This window comes from Acinetobacter sp. ANC 7912 (genome assembly GCF_039862785.1).
Classification (GTDB): Bacteria; Pseudomonadota; Gammaproteobacteria; order Pseudomonadales; family Moraxellaceae; genus Acinetobacter; species Acinetobacter thermotolerans.
This window is the reverse complement of sequence record NZ_CP156795.1, coordinates 2176682-2203193: the sequence shown is the minus strand read 5'-3', so window position 1 is coordinate 2203193 and position 26512 is coordinate 2176682. Positions and strand designations below refer to the sequence as shown.

Here is a 26512-nt window from a genome sequence, read left to right as displayed (position 1 = left end):
TTAATTTGGGCGGTTTTATGCTATACTGTCCGACTGAATTTTAATATTGGTTCAACCTTTTTTTGGGCCAATTTTTAGCTAGATTTACGACATATAAATACAGGTCAACCTGGACCTGTAGAATAAGGAGTATGCATGAGCGTATCGGAAATTAGACCGATTGCCATTGAGGATGAACTTAAAAGCTCATATCTCGATTATGCGATGAGCGTGATTGTGTCACGTGCATTGCCCGATGTACGAGATGGTTTAAAACCGGTTCATCGTCGTGTGCTTTTCGCAATGCACGAATTAGGCAATGACTATAACAAAGCATATAAAAAGTCTGCACGTGTAGTCGGTGACGTAATCGGTAAATATCACCCGCATGGTGATTCTGCCGTTTATGAAACCATTGTCCGTATGGCCCAGGATTTTAGCTTGCGTTACCAGTTGGTAGACGGTCAAGGTAACTTCGGTTCTGTCGATGGCGATAGTGCAGCGGCAATGCGTTATACCGAAGTACGTATGCGTAAGCTGACCCATGAACTCCTTAGCGATCTTGAAAAAGATACCGTGGAATGGGAAGACAACTATGACGGTTCTGAACGCATTCCACAAGTGCTGCCAACGCGTATTCCGAATCTGCTGGTGAATGGTGTTGCTGGTATCGCCGTGGGTATGGCAACCAACATGGCACCGCATAACATGACTGAGGTCATCAATGCCTGCCTGGCGTATGCCAATGATCCAAATATCAGCATTGAAGGGTTGATGGAGCACATATCAGGTCCTGACTTCCCGACAGGCGGCATCATCTACGGTAAATCTGGCATTGTCGACGCGTATCGTACCGGTAAAGGGCGTCTGTTCATTCGTGGTAAATACCATATCGAAGAAGATGCGAAATCTGGTCGTAGCACGATTGTCTTCACTGAAATTCCATATCAGGTTAACAAGGCGAAAACCATTGAACGTATCGCTGAACTGGTCAAAGAGAAAAAACTGGAAGGTATTTCAGAACTGCGTGACGAATCCGACAAGGAAGGGATGCGTATTGCGATCGACCTGAAGCGTGGTGAAAACGCTGAAGTGATCGTGAATAACCTGTTCCTGAATACCCAGCTACAAAATGCTTTCAGCATCAATATGGTCTGCTTGGATAATGGCCAGCCGAAATTGATGAACCTGAAAGACATTATTGCCGCGTTTATCCGTCACCGTCAGGAAGTAGTGACTCGTCGTACCATGTTCGAACTGCGTAAGGCACGTGAACGTGGTCATATCTTGGAAGGTTTGACGGTTGCACTGGCGAATATTGATGCCATCATTGAAACCATCAAGACTTCTGCAAACCCACAAGAAGCACGTGAACGTTTACAGGCCGGTGAATGGGCTGCAGGTGGCGTGGCTGCATTACTGGAAAAAGCGGGCGCGGTTTCTGTACGCCCTGACGAAATTGAAGGTGAAGATCCAAGCCGTCCATTCGGTATTGATGGCGAGATTTACCGTTTGTCTCCAACCCAGGTCGGTGCAATTCTGGAATTACGTCTGCACCGTCTAACTGGTCTGGAACAGGACAAGTTACAAGCAGAATATACCGAGATTCTGGGACAAATCGCAGAATACACCGCGATTCTGAATGACTTTAACCTGCTGATGAACGTGATCAAAGAAGAACTTTCTTTAATCCTGCAACAGTATGGAGATGCACGTCGTACCGAGATCGTGGAATCTCGCGTGGACTTCTCTCGTGAAGACCTGATTCCAGAAGAACAGGTGGTATTGACTGTTTCGAACTCTGGTTATGCGAAAACTCAGCCATTATCTGACTATGCGGCACAACGCCGTGGCGGCCGTGGTAAATCAGCCACTTCGATGAAAGAAGATGACTATATCCGTCATCTGATCGTCACTTCGAACCATGCGACTGTACTCTGCTTCACCAATGTCGGTAAGGTTTACCGTCTGAAAGTCTTTGAAGTACCTCAAGCCTCTCGTGGTTCCAAAGGTCGTCCAATGGTGAATCTGTTACCGCTTGAGGACAACGAAACCATTACAGCAATTCTGCCGGTGATTGATGCGCCAAAACGCTTCAAGGATCGTCTGGCAGATTTCCGCAGCTTCGTGAAAACGAATAAAGACAAGCTGCTAGAAAATGACATCATCAAGTCACACTATGCCGAGCTAGAAGCAGCCTTTGCTGAACTGGCAGATGGTGATGACTTATCCGATGCACTGCGTTCACAGCTGAAACAGCTGGGTGTAGAACTGTCTGCAACTGATCTGGATGATGAAGTCGTTGCCGAGTTTGCTGAACAGGCAGAAAACCTGCGTAAAAACTTCTACGTATTCATGGCAACCGAGTACGGTACCATCAAGCGTGTTGAGCTGGAACAATTCTCGAATGTCCGTTCAAATGGTCTGCGTGCCATTGAACTGAATGGTGATGATACCCTGATAGGCGTGGCAATTACCGATGGCGAACAGCAAATCATGTTGTTCTCGAATGAAGGTAAAGCAATCCGTTTTGCTGAAACTGACGTTCGTGCCATGGGCCGTTCAGCGAAGGGTGTACGCGGTATGCGTGTGACCATCGGTGCGTCTCAGGTAGAAGATGTTGAAGATGTCGATGTTGAATCGGATGATGAAGACTCTTCAGAAAGCAACCTGGTTAGCCGTATCGTATCACTGGTAGTGGTTCCAGAAACTGGCGAAGTGCTGTGTGCTTCTGCAAACGGTTATGGTAAACGTACGCCGGTCGATGATTTCCCAACCAAGAAACGTGGCGGTAAGGGTGTGATTGCAATCAAGACCTCTGAACGTAACGGTGAGCTGGTGGGTGCAGTTGCGATTGATGCTTCTAAAGAACTGATGCTGATTTCTGATGGCGGTACGCTGGTTCGTACCCGTGCATCTGAAGTGGCACAGACTGGCCGTAATGCCCAAGGTGTACGTCTGATCCGTCTGGCAGAAGATGAAAAACTGGTCGGTGTTGAAGCGATCGAAGCAGTTGACGATGAAGAAGAACTGGATCTGGTTGAAGAAACCGAACAGACTTCATCTGAAACGACTGATGCTGCTGAAACAGCTCAGGATGAAGACAACACCACAGAAGAATAAGCTGTATTCTTCTTATAAAAAGGGCGCTTCGGCGTCCTTTTTTACAGATTTGATTGGAAATGAGATGATGAAAACCAAACTGATGTTACTGGCTGGACTAGGTCTGCTGGCAGGTTGTAGCAATACAGATCAGGTGCCGAATCCGAGTCCTGCGCAGGAAAAGGTAGCTGAAATTGCTTACAACGACCTGCGTGATGGCAAGTATGAGGAATTCCTAAGCTATCTGGATCCTAAACTTCAGCAGTATTTCCAGGAAAACCAGAAAACCATGAAAAAGTTTTCACATTCCATTCCGGAGGGTGAATACAAGTCCAAGACCTTGATGGTGAAAACCTTTGTGGAAGAAACCGGCAAACCGAGTGAATACAAGGTCAGCTATGAAATTGCCTATCCAAAGAATCTGGTGCAGTACGATGTCAGCTTTGACAAGCCCAATGGCAGTACCAAAATCCAGAATTTCTATATTCGGGTTTACGGGGAATAAGCTCTAGTTTAATCAAACGAAAGCTGTTTATTTTGTCGGTTTAAACGGTAATAGCCTAAGCATAAACAAATGCTTCCCACAGCCAGCAAATAGGCTAACTTGCCAAGTATCAGCGAGGTCGGCACACCCATCTGATTGAGTTGAATAAATAAATGCACGGCTTGTGTTGAAGGCAGAGTTTGTCCCAGCATTTGCATCCAGGCAGGCATGGCAGCATAGGGCCAGGCTACGCCCGAGAGCATAAACAGCGGAATCGAGGTAAACACGATGACGTGTCCAGCACGTTCCGGCATGTCCAGAAAGCTGGCAAACAGGGTGGAAATCCCAATGATGCAAAACACAAAGATAGGTACAGCCAACAGCATACCCCAGAAATTCCCGCCACGCGGATAATCAAAGTACCAGAAGGTAAAGCCAAACAGGTAGTAACAGCCCAGACAACCAATGGTCAGAATGGCCAGACTAATCCCGGACAAACGGGTCAGATTGATGATCTGTTTATTTTCCCGATACAGCGCCAACAGCATGCTCAGTCCCAGAAAAATCGTCTGATGAATAATCAACGGTGCTACAGCTGGAAATACATAACTGCCATAACCTGACAGCGGGTTAAATAGCGGAATCTGGTGAATGGATAGGGCAGGAGAAAAATGCGAAATCTCGCTAAAGCGTTCGGCATATTCACTTAAAGTATTTTCAACTGATGAAACCAATCCTAAACCGATCTGTTTAGTAATCAGGAAATTGGCAGCACTTAAATACAATCCGATCCCGCCATTTTCTCCATGCCGGATGGTCTGGGAAAGATTGTCTGGCAATAATAGGATGCCATCGGCTTGCTGGGTTTCGACCATGTGTTTGGCTTCAGCAAAATTTCCGGTAACTGCTGTAATCTGCACATTGGGACTCTGGCTAACATGACTGATAATGGTGTTACTTAGCGCACTCTGTTCTTCATCCACGATAACAATAGGTAATGCTTCTGCCTGTTCCGCCTTATATGCGGTTGGATAGAAAAAACTGTAAAACAATACCGATAAAATCAGTGTCGTGAAGATGCTGGTATTAGCAATAATATCCTTAAAAGTTTGGCAATAAGCTGCCCAAAGTGCTTTCATGAGGACACTCCTTGGGCTGTTCTTTTCAGAAAAATATAAGCTAGCACCGCATAAAGTATTACATAGACAGCGAGTACCAATAACGGTTGCAGGGACAGATAGAGCGGACTGCCAATCACCCATTGCTCAGTTTGTAATTTGGCATAGGGCGTATAGGGAATGATATTGGCCCAGAACTGGGTAAACAGTGGGGCATTGTTCAGGGGTAAAGTAACTCCAGCAAAGCTGAGCGATGAACCGCCATAGACTGCGAGTAGGCCAAAAGATTTGGTGAGATCCTTCGTGACAAGTACAACAGCACTACTGAGAAAGGCATAAGCACTATAGAACAACACTTGTGTCAATAAAATCAGTCCTAGTGATCCGGCAATAAACCAGCCACGAATTTCCACTATCCATATCATCCAGATCCAGGTCCAGACGCAGAAGATTGCCACATAGACCAGATTTTTAGACAGCAGCGCTGACCACAGGCTTTGCTGACTGATCCATTCCTGAAAGGTATGCCGTTTCAGTTCCTGACCTACCGTAAATGCCACACAGCAGCAAAGTAGCAAGTGTAGAATCGCCGGAACCATATAGGGTTCCAGATAAAATTCATAATTCAGCTGTGGGTTATACAGTGGGGAAATTTTAATATTCGGTGTAGGTGCATTCAGATAGGGGAGCGTGTTAACTAGATACTGCTTACCAGTAAATTCAGCTAGGGCTTGCAAGGTGCTGAGTAGCATGGCTGAAGAAATGGTATTACCGATACTGAAATAGCTTTGGTTGAAAGCAATACTGATTTCGGCATCTTGGGCCTTGACCAGTCGCTGCTCGGCTCCGGCAGGAATATGAATATAGCCCCAGATTTTATTTTCGTTTAATAGCTTTTCGATTTCGACCATTTGATCGGAAACGGTATGCACTTGTAAGGTATGATTCAAAGATAAATGATCATAAATCTTACTGCTCAGGCTGCTTTGATCCTGATCAATAATCGCAATCGGTAAATGATCCGGTTTGCCTTGAGCAAACATGCCGCCCAGCAGAATCAGGATGCAGGCAGGTGCAAGCAGAACCAGTGCCAGATCCCACTTTTCGCGGAATAAATAGCGCAGTTCGCGCTGGATGCCTGCCCAGAATCCTGTTTGCATTTATTTTGGCTCTTGCAGTTTAAACAGCACACTCATACCGACTTTTAGCCCGGGAATGTCGTTCACTGGAACCAGATGGACTTTAAAGCTGCGCACATCATAACCGCCAGTCTGTCGGGTGGTTTTAATGGTGGCAAATTCACCTTCGGCACTGATACCTTTGACTTTAAAGGTTGCAGTTTTATTGAGTGCTGGAATAAAGCCTTCCAGCTGTTTGTTTTCACCGAGAGCCGCATATTGGTCTTCGCGAATATTCACGCTGATCCAGCGTTTTGCAGAAATTAGGCTGACCACCGGCACAGCAGCAGCGACCAGTTCAGAGACATTGCCATAGGTTTTAGATACTGTCCCATCAATTGGTGACAGCAGTTCGGTCTCGGCTTCAAGTGCATCGGCTTCCGCGACTGCTGCACGGGCAATTTCTACCTGAGCATCAGCTGAGCTTTTTTGCTGTGGGGTACTACCACGTTGAGCGCGAAGATATTGCTGATAAGCGGCTTCAGTCATTTGTGCAGCAGACTGCGAAGCGGCATACAGCTCATCCCGGCGCTGGCGGGAAATGACACCTTCTTTGTATAGGTTCGCACCACGTTGATAGGAGGTTTTAGCGAGTTGTTCCTGTGCCTTAAGGGACTGCCAGTTGGCATATAGTGAAGCAACATTTTCGTCCTGGGAGCCACGTTCGGCGGTGGATTGCAAAGCCAAGGCAGATTGCAAAGCTGCTAAAGCCTGCTGTTTTTTTGCTTCCACTTCAGGGCTATTCAGTTTGACCAGTACTTGGCCTTTTTTGACTTCATCACCTTCATGGATATACACCGCTTCAATCCGGCTTGGCACTTTAGTCGCAACTTGCACCGTTTCTGCTTCAACCCGGCCTTGCAGTTCAATGTCTTTGGGCTGATAGGTTTTCCATAAGCCAAAACCGATTAGCGCTAGGAGTATAGGAAGCGTAGCGAGTAACAGGTATTTTTTTACAGGTTTTTCTTTTGCTGTTTCAGTCGAAAGATCCTCAGTCTGATGGTCTTGATTCATTTCTGAAGCCTGCTCATCAACTGGGTGTTCTGGCTTTTGCGCATCAGTCATGTGTGGCTCCATTAACGAATATAGTGGGTATTGGCATGTTGCATATAGTTGGGAAATTCTGCAAGCGAACCATGACTTTGCAACAGGGTGGCCAATGACATTACATATTTATAGGCATTCACCGCCATTTCCGCTTTCAGGCTACTTAGCATGTTTTGTGCATCAATCACCTGATTGGCCGTCCCAACATCTTCTTTAAAAGATAATTCCTGAATCCGCAGATTTTCCTGAGCCGCTTTTAAGTTCTGTTGTAGTAATACGTCACTTTGCTGAGCACTGACGGCTTCACTAAAGGATTTATAAATCAGGTTTTCAATTTCTTGCTGAGTGCGCGCCGTCATGAGTTCAGCAGCAAAGCGTTTCAGCTCTGCTGCCTGAATAGACTTGTTTTTATCCACGCCAGAGAACAGGTTATAGCGTGCTGCGACACCCACAATCCAATTTTCATTTTCATCCAGACTGTATTCGCCAAAGGCAAACACATTTGGTTTTTTTGCTGCTTGTTGGGCTTTGACATTGGCTTTGGCCAGTTCGGTATCCAGCTGCATTTTTTTGATCAGTGGGGAGTTCTCACTAAAGCTGCTGAGCAGAACATTGACATTTTGCGGTTCAGCACGATTGACAAATAAAGGTGTACTCAGTTCGGTAATGCTGTTGTCCTGCAACAGGTTATTCAGCTGGAACAGTGCGGCCTTGAGGTTGGTTTGGGTATTTTGCTGGGCACGCTCTGCATTGTTACGCGCTACTTCAAACTGCATACGTTGCCCTTTGCTGATAAAGCCCTGCTGTTCTATTTTCAGGGCATTGCGATAATGCTGCTGCATAGCAGTTGCGTTAAAACGCGCTGCTTCGAGTAGCTGCTTTTGCAGCTGTACATTGAAATATGCCTGAATCAGTTCAAAGCGTTGAGTGTCCTGCTGCTGTTGATTGCTGAGTTCACTGCGACCCGCCTGAATATTGGCAATTTCTTTGGCACTACGGGTCAGGCCACCGGTATAAAGTGGCATCATCACGGAAACAGTCGGGCGAATAACTTCATCTCTCAGCACTACATTGGATGAATCAGGAATTAAACCCACTCCATCATGAATAGGTTGTTTCAGGCCTTCTTTAAGCGGGTCAGCAATATTTTGATCTAAATTAAACTCATCAATTTTATTATTTAAGCCATTGGTAAGTGACTGCTCAAGGTTATTTTTAACAGCACCTAAAGGAATATCTAATTCATTACGAAAGGCATAAGCCCGAATATTCAGATCAACCCTTGGCAAACCTATACCTTTAACCGCTTCTGCTTCAAGTTTTGCAGCCTGTTCCAGACTTTGGAAAGCCTGGTTGCTATAGCTGCGTTGTAATAACTGTCGTTCAGCATCGTGAAAGCTGATGCTTTGCGCATGTGTAAGGGTGCCATACATCATGGATGCAAGCACGGTCAAACCCCAGCAGACACGTCGTTTATTGTTCTTTATGCTCATAAAGTGGTGATGTAATTGTTACATTCATTCAGTTTAAGCTGCATTATAAATCAAGTGCTTGCAAGTCAGCGACAGATTCAGTTGTAGTATTGTGTCATCGAAAAGAGGTTTACTTTTAAAGTACTCATCAACATTGAATGAACCATGATTAAATTTCAGCCCATTGCCAAAGGATTTATTTTGATATTTGCTCTAGAAGATTACACACAAATAAAATCACTCAGTTAAGCTCTGAAAAATAAAACACATTCAAATTATCCCTCGAATCTACATTGATTTTTTGACTCTATCTTCATTCCTAGATAGAAATAATTTTGTGCAAGCTACGCCGAGATATGGTTAAATGCCATCATTTTATTGTGTTTCACTCTGAAAGGAAAAATCATGCGCGCGTACAACTTCTGTGCTGGTCCTGCTGCATTACCTACTGCCGTACTTGAAAAGGCTCAAGCTGAAATGCTTGACTGGCAGGGCAAGGGTCTTTCGATCATGGAAATGAGCCACCGTAGTGCAGACTATGTCGCGGTTGCGGAAAAGGCCGAAGCAGACCTACGCAAACTCATGAACATTCCTGAGAACTATAAAGTATTGTTCTTACAGGGTGGTGCATCTCTGCAATTCTCAGCGATTCCACTGAACCTGCTGGGCAAAAATAACAAAGCGGATTATATCCATACTGGTATCTGGTCTGAAAAAGCGTTAAAAGAAGCAAAACGCTATGGCGACATCAATGTTGTTGAAGCAGGTACCAAAACTGCAGACGGTAAATTGGCCATTGCCGATCAAAGCACCTGGAACCTGTCTGATGATGCCGCTTATGTGCATTATGCAGATAACGAAACCATCGGTGGTCTGCAATTCGCCAATATTCCAGAAACTGACAAGCCACTGGTTTGTGACTTCTCTTCAAGCATTCTGTCTGCTCCGATCGACGTGTCTAAATTTGGTCTGATCTATGCCGGTGCGCAAAAGAACATCGGTCCTGCAGGTCTGACTCTGGTGATTATCCGTAACGATCTTTTGGATCAAGCTAAACCAGAAATTCCAAGCATCCTGAAATATGCAGACCAAGCGAAAAACGGTTCTATGGTGAATACACCATCAACTTATGCTTGGTACCTGTCTGGTCTGGTATTCGAATGGTTACTGGAACAGGGGGGTGTGGAAGCGATTCACAAAGTGAACCTGCAAAAAGCGGAATTGCTGTACAGCTACATTGATTCTAGCGACTTCTATGCAAATCCGATTGCACCAGAAAACCGTTCAATCATGAATGTACCATTTACTTTGGCTAAGCCAGAGCTGGAAAAACAGTTCCTGAAAGAAGCTGAAGAAAATCACCTGTTGAACTTGGCGGGTCACCGTTCAGTCGGTGGTATGCGTGCAAGTATTTACAATGCCGTTCCGCTAGAAGGTGTACAAGCCCTGGTGAAATTCATGGATGAGTTTGCAAAACGCAATGCTTAATGTCTGAATGCGAAAAACCCAGCTCAGGCTGGGTTTTTTATGCGAAAAATTCTGGAAAAATAATTTTAAAAAACGAAGTGGTGCAATACTAAGCCACAGATCAGCATGCCCAAGACAAAAAATAGTCCTGACATCATATCAATGTCATACCCCGAGCTCAGATGAGGCTGCTCAACCTGATGTATATTTTCTTCCTGCACGATTTTCATAGATATTCTTGTCCGATCTATTTATCGTTAATTCATATTTGTTATCCGCCTTTTTATCATAAAAAATTGATTAAATAAAGAACAATCTTAATTTAACTTCACAAAGTTTTTATTTTAATTAAACCATTGAGATAAATCGGCAAATTTCCTGTTTAAATCTATAATCCACGATTGATAGGGCATTCACAATTTCCTAGATAATATTAGCGTGATTTAAAAATGAGTTTATTTAAATTTAAAACTGTGGATAAAGTGATTATTTATGAATTTAAATTTATATTTTTAATATCAGCTTGTGGATAAAAATTAATCGAAAACTAAAAATAATGAATAAAAATGAAGCGTTAAAAAATAAAGGGATATTCAGTCACGGTGAATACCCCTTTATTTTGAATTTAAACTGTGGGAAATTTAGGCAGGATGATAAATGTTGGCCTGAATCCATAAATTACCGCGAATGTATTGGCCAATGGTGAAATCCTTATGTGCAGGATTACGGGTTGCCACACGGATCAAAGTTGCCGGACGGCCTTGGTCATGAATCAGCGTCACATCATAAAGCGTGAATTCCTGATCCATAAACTGCATTGAGGTTTTCCCGACGATATTGCCTTGGAACCAGGCTTCATCTTCCTGACCAACCGTTTCACCATACAAGTAAGCTACCATTTTTGAGAAATCGACAGTGACCGGAGCCTTGTCATCTTCAGATTTTGGCTCCCAGGCATCAATCTGTTCCTGCAGGTTATCCGGTGCAATGCCATTATTGGCTGCCAGAATGTCATTTAGGGCACGGTGATGCTTGATTGAAGCTGGATCATCGACAACCAAATGTTCATGTTCAGCCACAGGTTCCAGTTCATAAGCCCAGGCATTCAGATTGACCTGATAGCTTTGATCCTTGTCATAGTGTGCATGATTGACGCTATACAGGCTGTCAAAAGCATAGACAATATTATTCAGTCCCAGATTCAGGCGTAATACCGCCTGGGTATTGGATTTGCAACTGATAATCCGTTCAATCTGTGCCTTCACTTTATAAGGACTATCAAAAGTCGGGAAAGCAGTTTTGACGGATTTAGGCTTGTTATTTTCTACCGCAATAATCTGGCTCAATTGTACAGCAGCCTTGGATGGCCCCTGGATCAGCCAGGTATTTTCATCCATATCGCATTCTTGCGTACACAGGCCCATCGGCATGACAGGCGCATCAAGTGCCTGAGTTAACCATTTCGGTACATCTGTGTCTGGGTTGTCTGTGAGTAGATTCCAGTGTTCAACATGACTACCGAAATTTTGGTCATCAACGGTGATAATCTCAGGACTGTTTGGATTTTTCATATGCACAATTGATTCAGGATTGCTGATTTATAATTAGTTAATCGAGGGTTATTCTGATTTTTCAAGTCAATCAGGTGAAATTTAAACTTAAATTGCAGTGGAGAGCTTGTCAATTTTTCCTTGCAACTGGCTATTCACCTGAGTTTAAACTTAGCAATGCCAAACAGTTACTGAATCATATCAAAAGGGTATGCAGAATCTCGGGTCGGGTCGGGCAGCATTTGCTAGAATAGCATTTATCATTTTTCATGCCAGGCTATTGCGTGTTGCCATTTAAACTTTGGGTCGATGCCGATGCATTGCCCCGTATTCTTCGAGATGTAATTATCCGTGCCTCAGACCGTTATCAGCTGGAAGTAACTTTCGTTGCCAATCAGCCGGTGGGGATTACGCCCTCAATCCGGATCAATTCTATTCAGGCTTTAAGCGGGGCAGATGCAGCAGATCAGGAAATCGTGGATCGCATGAAACAACACGACATCGTGATCACGCAGGATATTCCGCTGGCAGCACAGGTGATTGAAAAGGGCGGTATTGCCATTCATCCACGTGGGGAAATCTATACTTCCGCTAATGTCAAAGCACGCCTGCATCTACGTGATTTTATGGATACCTTGCGAGGTGCTGGTGTGCAAACAGGTGGACCTCCACCCATTTCAGAACGTGATAAACGTGAATTCTCAAGCGCTTTAGACCAGACCATCCAGAAACAGAAACGTAAAACTGCTATTAAATAGAACGAGATTTATATGCCCAAACCAAGTAACCTGATGGTGACCTATGCTTTATTGGTTTTCATCTGGTCCACCACACCACTGGCAATTGTCTGGAGTGTGGAAGATCTGCATCCGATGTGGGCATTGGCGATCCGCTTCTTTTTGGCACTGCCTTTGGCGTTAGGGCTACTCTGGTTATTCAAAACCAAACTGCCTTTGGATCGTGTTTCCCTGCATAGTTATCTGGCGGGTGCCTTCAGTTTTATCGGTTCGCAAATCTTTACCTACTGGTCTACGGAATATTTAAGCTCCGGCATTATTGCCTTGATGTTTGGGCTGTCACCGCTGATTGCCGGATTAATTGGCCGTTTTGTCTTTCAGATGCATCTGTCTCTAAACCAATGGCTCGGCATGGCCATTGCCTTAACCGGACTTTCCATTATTTGTCTGGGTGATGCAAATCAGCATGTACAGCCGGTCGGGATTATCATTGCCCTTACCGGGGTGCTGGTTTACTGCATGTCGATGTATTGGGTGAAGAAAATCAATGCACCGATTGATCCGATGGCTCAGGCAGCGGGTTCGATAGCTTTATCGGTCATTTTCTCGATCGGCATGTTGCCATTTATCTGGCAATACGCACCCACAGCAATGCCGCATGCCAAGTCCTTGTTCGGACTGGTGTATGCAGTGATTATGGCTTCATTGATCGCGATGTTCTGTTATTTTAAACTGGTTCAGAAGATTAAACCGACAACCTTGTCTTTAACCAATGTATTGACGCCGATGCTGGCTTTGATGATTGGGGCGGTATTGAATAATGAAAAGTTGCCGCTGATTGCTTTAGTAGGAGTGGTGATTTTATTGTCTGGTCTGGTGGTGTATTTCTTGAAAGAGATTCGGGCGAGCCTGCAAGCCCGCCAGGATATTTAGTCACTGAACTGCTTTATTGTTCCAGTGACGCTTTCACACATTCTCCAATTTTGGCACGGTCCTGCGGATGCAAGGTCACAAAGTAAGCACCGGTACGATATTTACCATTTTCTTCCGCACGGCTATAAACCACCTGTGCAATCGCAGCGACATGGAAGAAGTTTTCCGGGTGGCTTAAGGTCAGGTGAATATAGGTACCATCACTGATTGGATCATCACTAAAGAAGCTTAAACCCGACTCGGAAAAGTTGACCTGCTCCGGTACCGGTAACATGGTTTGTACAATGGCGTCGTACAAAGAACCGGTAATCAGGTTTAATTTTTGGTTGAATAAGGATAAGATTCGAGCAATTTGTTGATCTTTTTCAGCTAATTGTTCTAATTCGTAGTTGAGCGCGTGATCAAATTGATCTAACTCCGCAAGTAGTAGAAAATAGCGGGGCAATGCGAAATTTGGATCATAAGGATCGTTTAAGGCAACATCGTCGGAAATAATCTGATAATTAATTCGTATGGCAGCATCAATACGTGACATGACGCGTCGTTCTGCGAATCCGTTCTGATGCTGTGAATTTTCCATAATTTATTACCTCGGACTAGATGGTTATGTTCAAACCAATCTCGCTGTACATAGGGTTGAAATATACTCGCGCACGGCGCAGTAACCACTTTATCTCTTTTATCGCTTTAGTTTCTATGATCGGCCTCACGCTCGGTGTGGCAGTCCTCATTACCGTGTTATCGGTAATGAATGGTTTTGATCGAGAATTGAAAAATCGCGTCTTGGGAATGATACCTCAAGCCACTGTTTCCTCAACACAAATTTTAACAAATTGGCCTGAACTTGCAAAGAAAGTTGAACAGCATGAACACGTTCAAGGCGTAGCTCCCTTTACCCAGTTACAGGGGATGTTGACGGCACAAGGTCAGGTTGCCGGGATTATGGTGACCGGGATTGAACCTCAGTATGAGAAAAAAGTTTCGATCATTCAGAACCATATGGTCGAGGGTAGCATTGATCAGCTGAAAAAAGGTGAATTTGGCATTGTTTTAGGCAAACAAATGGCGGACTCGATGGGTGTCGGATTAAACGATAGTATTACCCTTGTATTGCCAGAAGCGACGCCGTCACCAGCGGGTGTGGTGCCACGATTTAAACGCTTTAAAGTTGTGGGTATTTTCAGTATCGGCGCTGAAGTTGATTCGATGATGGGCTATATCGCTCTGAATGATGCTGCGACCTTATTGCGTCTGCCTGATGGTGCACAAGGCATTCGTATGAAGCTGGATGACATTTTTATGGCACCGCAAGTTTCACGTGATATCGTGATGAATCTACCTGCGAATTTCTATGCATCAGATTGGACATATACCCACGGTAATCTGTTTAGTGCCATTCAGATGGAAAAGGCGATGGTCAGTCTGTTATTGTTCCTGATTGTTTTAGTTGCGGCATTTAACATCGTTTCATCGTTAGTGATGGTGGTCACTGACAAAAAATCTGATATTGCGATTCTGCGTACCTTAGGCGCTTCACCAGCTACCATTACCAAAATTTTTATGGTGCAGGGGACTGTGATTGGTGTGATTGGGACCTGTGCTGGGGCTATCCTCGGCATTATCGCGGCGACCAGTATCAGTAGTCTGGTGGGTTGGCTGAACAATAGCTTAGGTCTGCATATGTTTGATGCCTACTTCATCAACTATTTGCCATCTTATCTGCGCTGGCAGGATGTGGTGGTGATTGTAGCGTTATCGCTTGGTTTAAGTTTTGTGGCAACTATCTATCCAGCCTTCCGTGCAGCGAAAATCCAGCCAGCGGAGGCATTGCGTTATGAGTAATCTGATTTTAGATGCCCAGAATATCCAGAAATCTTTTACCGATGGCAAATCTACTGTTGAGGTGATTCGTGGCCTGTCGCTACAGGTGCAAGCAGGTGAGTTTGTTTCAATTGTCGGTTCAAGTGGTTCAGGTAAAAGTACTTTGCTGCATGTGTTGGGTGGTCTAGACCGTCCAACTGCGGGTCAGGTCTTAGTGAACGGTAAACGTTTCGATACTTTGTCTGAAGCAGAACGTGGTTATGTGCGAAATGAACATTTAGGTTTCGTGTACCAGTTCCATCACCTGTTGCCAGAATTTACTGCGCTGGAAAATGTGGCGATGCCACTAATGCTACGTAAAGGCACTAAATTTAAAGATGTCAAACCGCAAGCGGAATATTTGCTGGAACGTGTTGGCTTAAGCCATCGTCTTACTCATAAGCCGGGTGAACTATCTGGTGGTGAACGTCAGCGTGTTGCGATGGCTCGTGCCTTGGTGGGTAAGCCTAAACTGATGATGGCGGATGAACCAACGGGTAATCTGGATCGTAAAACGGCAGTGAAAATTTATGAATTGCTCAGTGAATTACGTCAGGAATTTAATATGGCGATGCTGATTGTGACCCATGATGAACAGCTGGCAAAATCAGCAGATCATATCCTGCATATGCAGGATGGCCTATGGGTCAATGATTAAACACATCAACAAAATATTGGAATAATCCTGTTTGATTGAAGCTCACTTCGGTGGGCTTTATTATTGCCTGTAAGAAAAATAATAATGAAAAAATGATGCTGCTTTGGATTTGTGTGGGCTGGATTTTAGGCCTTACGACAATGGGGTGGGGAAAGACCGAATATTATATTTCGGCGGGTTTTGCCTGTCTGATTATGTTGCTATGGATAGCCATCTACCGCATTTTTCTTTCCAGAATACATCTGGTTTATATCCGTTTTTTCATTATTCTTTTATCAATAGGCTTAAGTTTCATCTTGGGACAAGGCTATGCCAATCAGGCTTTGGATCAGCGATTACAGCGAGTTGAACGAGAACAAAAGCCACAAGAAGTGATTGTTCATATTTCTCGGCTGAATAAAATCAGTCCTTATAGTATCCAGCAACCGCTCACTGTATTAAAAGCTGATGGAACAACGGTGCAATGGCTGGGAACACTGAAACATGAAGGTCCGGTTCAGGCAACTTATCTTGATAAAGAGCCTTTGGCTTTAGGGCATTATTACCGGTTGTTTGGCGAAATTCGTCCAGCTCATGCCTATGCCACTCCGGGTGCCTTTGATGTTGAGAAATGGTATCTGGAGCAGAATTATATGACTGGGTTTCGTATCCGGCAGATTCAACCTTTAACTCAGCAAGAGCTCTATGCACTCGGTTTTTCTTCACATCTCAGGCAACAGCAGAGCTTAAGTTCCCAGTTTTTACTCTGGATTGAGCGGAAACGGCTCGAGCTCAGACATTTTATTTATCGGCAACCCCTTAATAATAAAGGCTTAACATTAGCTTTGCTGACAGGAGATGAAAGTCTACTGAATCCAGAAACTGAACAACAGTTTCGCCGTTTTGGCATGAGCCATTTATTAGCGATTTCTGGACCGCATGTTGTGATTTTTGCCCTGATTTTTTGCGCCAGTTTACAGTTTCTGGTTGCCAAATTTGTGCCACATCTCTATCTGAAATGGCCCAAACAATATTTTCTAAGTCTACCCTTTCTCTTGTGTGTTTTGCTGTACTGTGCTTTTGTGGGGTTTGAAATTCCTGCACTGCGGACATTGCTGATCTGCGTTATTGTGACTATATCGATTTGGTTCAGGCTGCATATTCAACCATTGAAACTATTGATCCTGAGTGCAGCAATATTATTGTTGTTTGATCCCTTTAGTATTTTATCTGCTGCCTTCTGGCTGTCCTATGGCGCCTGTTTTGTTCTGTTAAGAATTTATCAGACTCTAGAACGACAACCACTGGGTGAGGTTCAGAATTTAAAGCAACGGTTATTCTTTGCTGGCAAGATTCTGGTGGAATCACAGTGGAAAATTTTTATAGCCCTTTTTCCGTTGATGATTATTTTCTTTAAGCAGATTGCCTGGATTGCGCCAATCAGTAATCTGTTTGCGATCCCTTGGATTGGCTTGCTGATTGTGCCGCTAGATATTATCGCAGCTTTATTTTTCTTTATGGCTGAACCGCTGGCTGCTTTGGTCTTTCAAATAAATAACTTGTTTATTAGTGGCTTATTAGGCTTGCTAAATTTTCTTGATCATTTATTTTCACCTGAATTAATTTCTGTCGCGATGACACCGTGGATGCTATTGCTTAGTATTCTGATACTTTTGATTCTCTTTATGCCACAAGGTCTAGTTCCAAAAGCATGGGCTGCTTGCGGGATTTTTCCTATGATTGCATTGCCATTTTATAGCCATCCATTTCAACTGGCTGTCTTAGATGTAGGGCAAGGTCAGTCGATTTTTGTCCGCCAAGGTCAACACAGCATGTTAATTGATACGGGTGGGAATTATGATGAAAACCGTTTTAGTGTGGGGGAGCAGATCATCCTACCATTTTTATCTGTGCAAGGTGTTTCCAGACTAGATCAGCTGATCTTGACCCATTTGGATCAGGACCATAGCGGTGCCTATCTGCATATTCGTGACCGGCTAAAGGTAAAAGAAATTCTGTCTAGTGAACGACCTGAACTGAATACAAGTATGAAATTTCAATACTGTCGGCAAGGGCAGACCTGGGACTGGAATGAAAAGATTTATTTTCAGATCTTGTCCCCAAAACCTGAAGCATTGAATTCTATTTATGCGAATAAGAATGAAAATTCTTGTGTGATCCATCTTCAGGTCAAGGATGCTTGGCCTTATCAAAACTTTTTATTGATGGGAGATGGTGGTTGGGAAACTGAATATCAATTATTACAACAATATGCCGATTTAAAAGTGGATGTGCTGGTCTTGGGGCATCATGGCAGTCAGCACAGCTCATCCTATCAGTTTTTGCAGCATTATCGTCCACAGTTAACAATAGCATCAGCTGGACGCTTTAATCGTTACGGACATCCTAGTAGCCTGACTCAGGCTAGATTAAATGATCTGAATATTCCCTTACTTAATACAGCACAGCAGGGAAGTGTTGAATTTATCTTAAATAGTAATAATAAAATGCAACTAGAAGCCTATCGAGACAAGTATAAATGGCTAAAACACAAATCGGCTAGATTTCAGCCTGAGTAGAAGCAATAGGATTTTGTTTTGTTTCTAGAGCAAGCTGTGCTTGTTTATCTTGGTAAGCTTTACGGAGATCATTGATTTTTATCAAGGCTTCTTCATGTGGAATATTATAAATATTACCTAGCAAATGATGGGCTTTAAAACGTTTATAGCTCCAGTGATAATGTTCTGGATAACGCTGGATCAGCTCTTCCATTTTTTTAAAGATAATTTCCGTACCTTGATTTGCTGTGGCTGTATAAATTTGCTCATCCAAGGGTTCTATAAACATGTCAAACCCACCATTATGGTTACGCATGGCATAGAGGAACAGGCACTTGGCCTTGGTTTTCTGAATCAGTTTGGCAGTAAGATTACTGGAACTGAGTGGGACACCAAAGAAAGGAATATATTCACCCCCGACATTTGGTGTATGATCTGGCAAAATCACAGTAGTACCGCCTTGCTTTAAGGCTTTAAAAATCTGACGAACTCCACTTTCATCAGTCGGCAGTAAGCTTGCCTGTTCACGGCTACGTGCTTCACGTACAAATTCATCGGCAGCAGGATCTTTGACTGGCTTATACATGATGCTCATTTGGGTATACTGGGCCATATAAGCATTCATGATTTCCCAGGTACCAAAATGTGGAACGACCAATACCAATCCTTTTTGAGCGGATAAAGCTTCTTTAAGTAGACCTTCACCTTCTACTTTATGGATACGCTCAATATTCTTTTCATTACTACTTCCCCAAATATTGAAAAACTCGAAATAAGACATCAGCTCATTGCGGATTGCAGCACGCGTTACCCTTTCGCGTTCTTCTTCTGAAAGTTCAGGTAAACTGATTTTCAGATTGAATCGAATCTGTTCAGAGGTTTTAGAGGTCTTTAATAAATTTACAATGCCTGCAAGACTGCTTGCCATGAATCGCATGACAGGAAGCGGAAGTCGGCTGACAAATTTAAGCAAACCATAGGTGGAATTGTTTGAGCTTGATGCAGACATTGAGGTTAAGTGAATCACAAATAAGGAATAATAGAAAATTATTATAGGATAAAACGATCCATTTAGACAGAATTACCTCAATCAGTGTATATAATGGGCATAATATAATTATGTGTTGGATTGTTTATGTCCGATTGGCCACCAAAACCTGATAATCAAAAACAAACTACACCACAGCCTCAACAACCGACAGGCCCAGAGTGGAAACTGCTGGAAAAAGCAGTACTTGCTTCAGTAGAAGAACAGCGACGCGCCCGTCGTTGGGGGATCTTTTTTAAATTCCTGACTTTTGCTTATTTGTTGTTTATTATTCTGCTAATGGGTAAAAGCTGTAGTACCAGTTCGACGGATGTCAGTACCACCTCGGGTGAGCATCTCGCAGTGATTGATATTATAGGTACCATCGCAGCCGATAAACAAAGCGTAAATAGCAACAACACGATCAAGTCGCTGAAAAAAGCTTATGCCAATAAACAGGTCAAAGCTGTCGTATTGAATATCAACTCTCCGGGCGGTTCACCGGTACAGTCTGATGAAATCTGGCAGGAAATCCAGTATCTGAAAAAACAGTATCCGCAGAAAAAACTTTATGCAGTGATTGGTGATACAGGTGCTTCAGGTGCTTACTACATTGCTTCAGCAGCAGATGAAATTATCGTCAATCCATCGAGTCTGGTCGGTTCGATCGGGGTAATTATGCCGAACTATGGTGTGAATAACCTGATGCAGAAATTGGGTGTGGAAGACCGCACGATGACCTCAGGTGAAAACAAAGCAATTTTATCCATGACCCAACCAGTCGATGCTGCTCAAAAGGCACATGTTCAGGGGGTGCTGGATAATGTCCATGCTCACTTTATCAATGCGGTGAAACAGGGGCGTGGTGCCAAGCTGAAATCGAAAGATCCAGCTATTTTCTCTGGCCTGTTTTGGACGGGTGATCAGGCAGTTAAACTCGGTATTGCAGATCGTACCGGTAGTTTGCAGACACTGAAACGCGAGCTAAAAACTGAAAAAGCCCTAAATTACACCATTGAATATAGTCCATTGGAGTCTGTTCTTGGTCGTATGGGTGCTTCTTTCGGTGAAGGTATTGCAACCTCTGTTGCACAAAAACTCAGCACAGAAAGTCAAGCTAAAATGCAATGAAGCCACTGATTCATTTTGCGCACGCCAATGGGGTACCTTCTCGCGTCTATCAGAAACTTTTTGATAGCTTAAAAGGTGAGTTTGATATTATCTATGTGCCACTTTTGGGTCCAGACAAACGTTATCCGATCGATAATCACTGGAAAAGCCTCACCCAGCAGGTAGTGGATAGTATCGTCCGTCAAGCTAAAGGTCGACCGGTCATTGGATTGGGGCATTCATTAGGTTCGGTGTTAACTTTTCAGGCAGCTTTAAAACAGCCTGAACTGTTTAGTCAGGTGGTTATGCTGGATCCTCCGATGATTATGGGTAAGGAAGCATTTGCTTTGCATATTGCCAAGCTATTCAAGCTTAGAGCACTGGATCAGATGTCTCCGGCAGGATTGTCCAGACGCCGTCGTGATCATTGGGAATCACGTGAACAGGCAGCTGAATTATTGCGTCCTAAAGGTTTCTATCAGGATTTTGATCCAGATTGCTTTCAAGCCTATATGGACTATGCGTTAGTTGAAGACCGAGTGCGGGGCGGAGTGGAGCTTACCATCCCGAAAATGGACGAAGTAAAAATTTTCCGAACCAATCCATCGCTATGGTGGCTTCCTCAAGCCAAACCTCAAGTACCTGTACAGCAGATTGTTGCGAAAAAAGGGCCATTTTTAGCACGCAATTTTCCACAAAAAATGCAGAAAAAGTTTGGGATTCCTTTTGAAGTGTTTCAGGGAGGACATATGTTCCCGCTGGAGCAACCATTGGAAGTCGCGGAACTGATTAAACAGCTAATTCAAAAGCAGTCTTAAAGTATTCTGTTTTGACATCCTCTCCGACCTAAAGGACGGAGATTCCTCCTGCGAGACGCCCATGTCCGAGCGCAAGAATATTCAGTGCTGAGTTTATATCTCTATCGTGGAATGTACCGCACTCCACACACTGCCATTCTCTTATTCCAAGTCCTGCTCTACCTTTCAGACTACTGGAGCGTGAGCCGCAGCACGAGCAAGTTTGGGTGGTATAGGCTTCATTGACTTCTTCATACCATACCCCTGCGTTCTCGCATTTATACTTGAGCATGGTTCTTAAGGTCGTCCAACCTGCATCGAGTACAGACTTAGCTAATTTTGTCTGTGCCAATGCTTTGGCATTCACATTACCAACGAAGATGGCTGCATGTTCATTCACCAGTTTATGACTGAATTGATGCAGCATATTTTGACGTAGATTTTTGATCTTGGCATGAATCGCTTTGACACGTTTTTTATTTCTTGCTCTTTGAGCAATACCAAGTTTTTGTTCATATTGACGATAGATTTTAGGCGCTTTGAACTTTACACCATCTGAGCAAGTCGCAAGGTCTTTGAGTCCTAGATCAATGCCAATTGAGGTTTTAGCGGTGGTTTTCTCTGTTTTAATTGAATCAACCACAAGACATACATACCAACGCCCTCGGCTATCCTCGACAAACGAGCCTGTTTTAACATTGTATTTACTTAGTCCGTAACTATCCCATAGCATGAATTGATGCTTGCCGTATTGGACATACCCATCGGCATATTTCACCGCCACTTTTTTAAATGGAATCCAACCGAGAGAACGTCTAGCATTTTTTTTGTTACTGACACGCCATTTTAGCTTGGCTTTTTTAAATTGCTTTCTTCGAGTAACTAATTCTTCCGCAACTGCCTGTATGGTTTGGCTGTGCAAATTGCACTCTTTTGATGTACCTTTCGTGTATTTAGCAATATCGTAAGCTGAAAAGAATTGTTGTTTTCTTTGCAAGTGTTTAAAACACAAATCATTGACATAGTTCCAGACAAAATTAACTTCAGATGCCAATTGGTCTAGCACCTTGCAATGTTTGTCTTTTATGCGTAATTTAAGTGTCTTCATCACTAAAATATATTTGGTCTATGGATAATAGTCAAGAGATTAGAACAGGTCGTCACTGTGTTTTTAATATGCACGTTCATTTAGTCTTTGTGGCTAAATATCGTAGAGATGTTTTTACCAAAGCTATGCTCGAAACTATGAATGAAGTATTCAAGCGCATTTGCTTAGACTTTGAAGCTAAGTTGGTAGAATTTGATGGTGAGCATGATCATGTTCATTTACTTGTGAACTATCCACCAAAAGTAGCTATTTCTAGCTTGGTTAACAGCCTAAAAGGTGCATCTAGTCGTATTTTAAGAACTAAACACCCTGAAATTAAAAACAAATTATGGGGGAATGCTTTGTGGTCGCCTAGTTATTTCGCTGCATCGTGTGGAGGTGCTCCCATTGGGATTATTAAACAATATATCCAACAACAGCAAACACCGCATTAGCAATCCTAGCTAATCCCCACAAGGGGGACTAGCGGATTGCAGCCTTATATCCCCGCCCTGAAGGGCGAGGTTTTACGGCTAAAGGGATAAATAAAAAACGCATCCTCGGATGCGTTTTTTATGCAGTTTAAAACTTAAAATTTACAGAACTGTACCGGCTCATGCATCGGCTGACCGCGATAAGTCACCCCAGTTTCCGTATGCTGAATGGTACCTGTACAGATCCATTCCACCACTTGAGGGTAAATCAGATGTTCAAGTACATGTACTCGCTGCGCCAAGCTATGTGCAGTATCCTGATGGGATACTTTTAACACGCCTTGTGCCAGTGCCTGACCAGCATCCAGTTCTGCTGTCACATAATGTACGGTACAGCCATGCAGGACATCACCAGTATTCAGTACCCGTTGATGGGTATGCATGCCTTTGTAGTTTGGCAATAGGGAAGGATGGATATTGACCATTTTCCCTTCCCAGGCTTTGACAAATTTTTCACTTAAAATTCGCATAAAGCCTGCCAGTACTACCAGATCCACATTCCAATCTAACAGTTGCTGATGCATGACATCATCAAAAGCTTCGCGGTTTGGATACTGTTTGTGTTCAATCACCGCAGTCTGGATCCCAGCCTGTTGGGCACGGGTTAAGGCATATGCTTCAGGCTTGTTGGAAATTATCCCGACAATTTGCCCTGAGAGATTGGCATCAATCAGGGCCTGCAGGTTGGATCCACTGCCTGAAACAAGAACAGCAATTTTAGTCATGCGATTATGCGAAGATCACGCGGATTTTTTCATCAGCGCCTTCTACAGACTCAGCATTGTCCACAATGTGACCCATTGCCCATGCTTTTTCGCCTAAGTTGTTTAGCACTTCAATGGATTTATCCGCATCAGCGGCATCTACAGCCAGTACCATGCCCACGCCACAGTTGAAGGTGCGGTACATTTCAAACTGTTCTACACCACCTTCGCGTTGTAACAGTTTGAACAGTTCTGGCCATTCCCAAGAAGATTCATTAATCACTGCTTGAGCACCATTTGGTAGTACACGCGGTAGGTTGCCTGGCAAGCCACCACCAGTGATGTGTGCCATGGCATGCACATCAACCTGTTTTAGCAGTTTAAGAATCGATTTGACATAGATACGGGTTGGTTCCATTGCTGCATCAGCAAGAGGACGCCCATCTACGAGCTGGTTTAAATCAACATTCTTCACTTCAAGAATTTTACGTAGCAGCGAGTAACCGTTAGAGTGAGCGCCTGAAGAAGCTACACCAATCAGTACATCACCTGCTTTGACTTTAGAACCATCAATAATTTTGCTTTGCTCAACGACACCGACACAGAAACCTGCCAGGTCATAGTCTTCGCCTTCATACATACCTGGCATTTCAGCAGTTTCACCGCCTACCAATGCACAGCCTGCAAGCTCACACCCTTTACCGATACCAGTCACGACATTTGCAGCAACATCAACATTCAGGTGACCCGTTGCATAGTAGTCCAGGAAGAACAGTGGTTCAGCACCACACACCAGAAGATCGTTCACACACATTGCTACCAGATCCTGACCAATGGTGTCATGACGGTTTAAATTCAGTGCTAAACGTAATTTTGTACCAACACCATCGGTGCCAGATACGAGAACAGGCTCTTCATAACCTTTAGGGATTTTACAAAGTGCACCAAAGCCACCTAGGCCGCCCATAACTTCAGGACGGGAAGTACGCTTTGCGACAGATTTGATACGGTCGACTAACGCGTCGCCCGCTTCAATATCGACACCTGCATCTTTGTAGCTTAAACCAGTGTTTGGGGTAGAAGTTGAGTTGCTCATAATGAAGTCTCCGCATTCGCGGCGCTGATTATACCTGAATATACGAAACTCTTATGTTATTTATGCCCTAAAATGTTATCTTTATTAAAATATTTTACTTTTTATAACGATTAATAGAGAAAAGGCGAGATTAGATGGTAGATCGTACCTTACGTCGCATTTTTATCCTGGCTGGTATTGCCTTGATTGCGTGGGTGTTATACCTGCTGAAACCTGTGGTCATTCCGTTTGTTGGTGCATTTTTGCTCGCTTATCTCTTTAGTCCTTTAGTTAATCGCCTACATCATATTGGTCTGCCGCGTTGGCTCTCTATCAGTATTGTTTTTATTGGGATTGGTGTGGTTTTAACTTTAGCAATGTGGTATCTGGTGCCATTGGTGTGGAAACAGCTCATGTATGCGCGTGACAGTATTCCAGCCGGAATTCACTGGATTAATTATACATTTTTGCCTTGGTTATCTAGCACTTTTAATCTGGTTCCAATGGAAATCGATACTGCACAGATTTCTGATATGGTGATGGATTATGTGCAAACTAACTATAGTGCTGACAGTATTCAGGCCGTGGCACTGAAACTGGCTCAATCTGGGATTAGCTTTATTCAGGTTGGTGGAACCATTGTTCTGATTCCGATTATTGCTTTCTATTTCTTGCTGGACTGGGAGCGCATGCTCGATAGCTTACGCCGTCTCATTCCACGACCTTATGAAAAAAGCACAATGGAAATTGTGGGTGAATGTCATGAAGTCCTGGGTGCCTTTGTGAAAGGCCAGTTTTTGGTGATGGTTCTACTTGGGGTGGTTTACGCGGTCGGTTTGCAGCTAATAGGTCTGGAAGTTGGTCTAATCATCGGTATGGTGGCTGGTCTGTGCAGTATTATTCCTTACCTCGGTTTTGCCGTAGGTATCATCGCAGCGATGGTTGCGACCTTATTCCAATTTGGCATCGACTGGTGGCAATTAGTGCTGGTAGGGATCGTGTTTATGGTTGGACAGGCCGTAGAGGGTTATATCCTGCAACCATTTTTGTTGGGTGATAAAATTGGTCTATCACCGGTTGCTGTAGTATTCGCGGTATTGGCTGGTGCGCAATTAGCCGGTTTCTTGGGTATGCTGATTGCTCTGCCGGTCGCAGCTGTAATCGTTGTATTACTTCGTCATGCACGTGAATTCTATGAAAAAAGTGCGATGTACGGCCAACAGGCTATGGTAGTACAGGATGCTTCTACCGGATCAGTGAATATCGAAACCTCAGACATGAATGTAGATGTTGAACTGAAACCATCCGAAGTGAAAACACTGCAAGCTGATGAAAAACCGAGTAAGATTGAAGAAAACTAGCTTAAAGATGGATAGGCCAAATAATAGATATGCGTCAATTGCAACTTGATATTGAACCCCAGCTCGATGCCCGAATCAGTGATTTTTCGGGTCCCGGATGGGGACATGTGATTGATGCAATCCGTCAGTTACATGCAGGCCTGATTAAACAGTTTTATGTTTATGGTGGAGCAGGTACGGGGAAAAGTCATCTGCTCTCTGCGATCTGTGATTCGTATCTGGAAGTAGGTAAAACTGCAATTCAGGTTTCCTTGCTCGAACTCTTGGATGCACCAACTGAAGCGATTACTTCATTAGACCGATATGATCTGGTTGCTTTGGATGATATTGAGGCCATTAGTGGTGTACCACACTGGCAAAAAGCAGTTTTTCATTTGATTAATAACAATAATGAGGGGGGAGGGCAATTGGTCTTTTCTTCTCGTGTAGCACCGATTGAGCTGAAATTGGAACTTCCGGATTTACAGTCACGTTTGACACAAGCAGTGAGTACCCGTGTACCGAATGGCAGTTTATATGCGGACCGTTTTGCTTTAGTGACTTCTGTACTTGATCGACGTGGAATTCATTTAGATCAGCAAATTCTTGATTACTTATTAAATCATGGCCCTCATCAAACTTCGGTTCTTTTACAAACTTTAGAGCAGATTATTCAACTACTTAAAGGGGAAAAATTGAAGGTCAGCAATGCGAATTTGCGCCAGATTTATGCTTTGATTGATGAATATCGTTAAT

Annotated in this window: 23 protein-coding genes; 13 read left to right on the top strand and 10 right to left on the bottom strand. The window is 43.7% G+C overall.

The annotated features are described in order from the left end of the window. Nucleotides 1-135: 135 nt before the first annotated feature. Together gyrA and ABEF84_RS10885 are read left to right on the top strand one after the other, a co-directional pair. Nucleotides 136-3102, top strand: a complete 2967-nt coding sequence (gene gyrA, locus ABEF84_RS10890) for a DNA gyrase subunit A (protein ID WP_034582707.1) — start codon at nt 136-138, stop codon at nt 3100-3102. Nucleotides 3103-3169: 67 nt separating this feature from the next. After that, complete coding sequence (locus tag ABEF84_RS10885; RefSeq protein ID WP_034582715.1) at nt 3170-3586, top strand: DUF4878 domain-containing protein; 417 nt, start codon at nt 3170-3172, stop codon at nt 3584-3586. A gap of 8 nt (nt 3587-3594) precedes the next feature. Here ABEF84_RS10885 and ABEF84_RS10880 read toward each other — a convergent pair whose 3' ends face one another. From ABEF84_RS10880 to ABEF84_RS10865, 4 genes are all read right to left on the bottom strand, one after another. Beyond that, nucleotides 3595-4704, bottom strand: a complete 1110-nt coding sequence (locus ABEF84_RS10880) for an ABC transporter permease (protein ID WP_034582704.1) — start codon at nt 4702-4704, stop codon at nt 3595-3597. Continuing rightward, nucleotides 4701-5843 (bottom strand): ABC transporter permease, encoded by a 1143-nt coding sequence (locus ABEF84_RS10875; protein WP_034582703.1) that lies wholly within the window; start codon nt 5841-5843, stop codon nt 4701-4703. The genes ABEF84_RS10880 and ABEF84_RS10875 overlap by 4 nt, the downstream gene beginning before the upstream one ends. Next, nucleotides 5844-6875 carry an HlyD family secretion protein gene (locus ABEF84_RS10870; RefSeq protein ID WP_404798881.1) on the bottom strand — a complete coding sequence of 344 codons (1032 nt, stop codon included), beginning with the start codon at nt 6873-6875 and terminating at the stop codon, nt 5844-5846. Between the two features lie 62 nt (nt 6876-6937). Next, the gene (locus ABEF84_RS10865; protein WP_347454814.1) at nt 6938-8401 is read right to left on the bottom strand and encodes a TolC family protein; all 1464 of its coding nucleotides are present in this window, start codon (nt 8399-8401) and stop codon (nt 6938-6940) included. 384 nt (nt 8402-8785) lie between these two features. On the opposite strand from ABEF84_RS10865, the gene serC reads away from it, so the two are divergent. Continuing rightward, nucleotides 8786-9868: a 3-phosphoserine/phosphohydroxythreonine transaminase gene (serC, locus tag ABEF84_RS10860; RefSeq protein ID WP_034582698.1), complete on the top strand. Its 1083-nt coding sequence runs from the start codon at nt 8786-8788 to the stop codon at nt 9866-9868. A gap of 620 nt (nt 9869-10488) precedes the next feature. On the opposite strand, the gene ABEF84_RS10855 is transcribed toward serC, so the two are convergent. Further along, nucleotides 10489-11418 carry a hypothetical protein gene (locus tag ABEF84_RS10855; RefSeq protein ID WP_347454815.1) on the bottom strand — a complete coding sequence of 310 codons (930 nt, stop codon included), beginning with the start codon at nt 11416-11418 and terminating at the stop codon, nt 10489-10491. A 248-nt stretch (nt 11419-11666) separates the two neighbouring features. Here ABEF84_RS10855 and ABEF84_RS10850 point away from each other — a divergent pair, with 248 nt between their 5' ends. Both ABEF84_RS10850 and ABEF84_RS10845 read left to right on the top strand, forming a co-directional pair. After that, on the top strand, nt 11667-12155 hold the full coding sequence (locus ABEF84_RS10850; RefSeq protein ID WP_161788370.1) for a YaiI/YqxD family protein: 489 nt from the start codon (nt 11667-11669) through the stop codon (nt 12153-12155). 12 nt (nt 12156-12167) lie between these two features. After that, a complete protein-coding gene (locus tag ABEF84_RS10845) occupies nt 12168-13067 on the top strand; it encodes a DMT family transporter (protein ID WP_034582692.1) in 900 nt (299 codons plus the stop codon). A gap of 13 nt (nt 13068-13080) precedes the next feature. On the opposite strand, the gene ABEF84_RS10840 is transcribed toward ABEF84_RS10845, so the two are convergent. Beyond that, nucleotides 13081-13647, bottom strand: a complete 567-nt coding sequence (locus ABEF84_RS10840) for a PilZ domain-containing protein (protein ID WP_034582689.1) — start codon at nt 13645-13647, stop codon at nt 13081-13083. Between the two features lie 26 nt (nt 13648-13673). Between ABEF84_RS10840 and ABEF84_RS10835 the strand changes: the two genes are divergently transcribed. The 3 genes from ABEF84_RS10835 (at nt 13674) to ABEF84_RS10825 (ending at nt 18143) form a co-directional block, all read left to right on the top strand. Next, nucleotides 13674-14909 carry a lipoprotein-releasing ABC transporter permease subunit gene (locus ABEF84_RS10835; RefSeq protein WP_034582685.1) on the top strand — a complete coding sequence of 412 codons (1236 nt, stop codon included), beginning with the start codon at nt 13674-13676 and terminating at the stop codon, nt 14907-14909. Then, on the top strand, nt 14902-15585 hold the full coding sequence (gene lolD / locus ABEF84_RS10830; RefSeq protein ID WP_347452957.1) for a lipoprotein-releasing ABC transporter ATP-binding protein LolD: 684 nt from the start codon (nt 14902-14904) through the stop codon (nt 15583-15585). The genes ABEF84_RS10835 and lolD overlap by 8 nt, the downstream gene beginning before the upstream one ends. A 95-nt stretch (nt 15586-15680) precedes the next feature. Continuing rightward, nucleotides 15681-18143 carry a DNA internalization-related competence protein ComEC/Rec2 gene (locus ABEF84_RS10825; protein WP_347454170.1) on the top strand — a complete coding sequence of 821 codons (2463 nt, stop codon included), beginning with the start codon at nt 15681-15683 and terminating at the stop codon, nt 18141-18143. Here the strand turns inward: ABEF84_RS10825 and ABEF84_RS10820 are convergent. After that, a complete protein-coding gene (locus tag ABEF84_RS10820) occupies nt 18124-19131 on the bottom strand; it encodes a lysophospholipid acyltransferase family protein (RefSeq protein ID WP_347452956.1) in 1008 nt (335 codons plus the stop codon). The two genes, ABEF84_RS10825 and ABEF84_RS10820, sit on opposite strands and share 20 nt — an antisense overlap. Nucleotides 19132-19257: 126 nt before the next feature. Between ABEF84_RS10820 and sppA the strand changes: the two genes are divergently transcribed. Together sppA and ABEF84_RS10810 are read left to right on the top strand one after the other, a co-directional pair. Beyond that, on the top strand, nt 19258-20280 hold the full coding sequence (sppA, locus tag ABEF84_RS10815; protein WP_347452955.1) for a signal peptide peptidase SppA: 1023 nt from the start codon (nt 19258-19260) through the stop codon (nt 20278-20280). Continuing rightward, nucleotides 20277-21077: an alpha/beta hydrolase gene (locus ABEF84_RS10810; RefSeq protein ID WP_347452954.1), complete on the top strand. Its 801-nt coding sequence runs from the start codon at nt 20277-20279 to the stop codon at nt 21075-21077. Before sppA ends, ABEF84_RS10810 begins: the two co-directional genes overlap by 4 nt. A 28-nt stretch (nt 21078-21105) precedes the next feature. On the opposite strand, the gene ABEF84_RS10805 is transcribed toward ABEF84_RS10810, so the two are convergent. Continuing rightward, nucleotides 21106-22164, bottom strand: a complete 1059-nt coding sequence (locus tag ABEF84_RS10805; protein WP_347454816.1) for a transposase — start codon at nt 22162-22164, stop codon at nt 21106-21108. A gap of 20 nt (nt 22165-22184) precedes the next feature. Between ABEF84_RS10805 and tnpA the strand changes: the two genes are divergently transcribed. Further along, complete coding sequence (gene tnpA / locus ABEF84_RS10800) at nt 22185-22598, top strand: IS200/IS605 family transposase (RefSeq protein ID WP_075167884.1); 414 nt, start codon at nt 22185-22187, stop codon at nt 22596-22598. 134 nt (nt 22599-22732) lie between these two features. Here the strand turns inward: tnpA and purN are convergent, their stop codons facing one another. Together purN and purM are read right to left on the bottom strand one after the other, a co-directional pair. Then, on the bottom strand, nt 22733-23362 hold the full coding sequence (purN, locus tag ABEF84_RS10795) for a phosphoribosylglycinamide formyltransferase (protein WP_034582674.1): 630 nt from the start codon (nt 23360-23362) through the stop codon (nt 22733-22735). A gap of 4 nt (nt 23363-23366) precedes the next feature. Beyond that, a complete protein-coding gene (gene purM, locus ABEF84_RS10790) occupies nt 23367-24437 on the bottom strand; it encodes a phosphoribosylformylglycinamidine cyclo-ligase (protein WP_034582671.1) in 1071 nt (356 codons plus the stop codon). A gap of 134 nt (nt 24438-24571) precedes the next feature. Between purM and cxpE the strand changes: the two genes are divergently transcribed. Both cxpE and hda read left to right on the top strand, forming a co-directional pair. Then, nucleotides 24572-25777 (top strand): chloramphenicol efflux transporter CxpE, encoded by a 1206-nt coding sequence (cxpE, locus tag ABEF84_RS10785; RefSeq protein WP_347454817.1) that lies wholly within the window; start codon nt 24572-24574, stop codon nt 25775-25777. A 29-nt stretch (nt 25778-25806) separates the two neighbouring features. Next, nucleotides 25807-26511 (top strand): DnaA regulatory inactivator Hda, encoded by a 705-nt coding sequence (hda, locus tag ABEF84_RS10780; RefSeq protein WP_034582666.1) that lies wholly within the window; start codon nt 25807-25809, stop codon nt 26509-26511. Nucleotide 26512 lies beyond the last annotated feature (1 nt).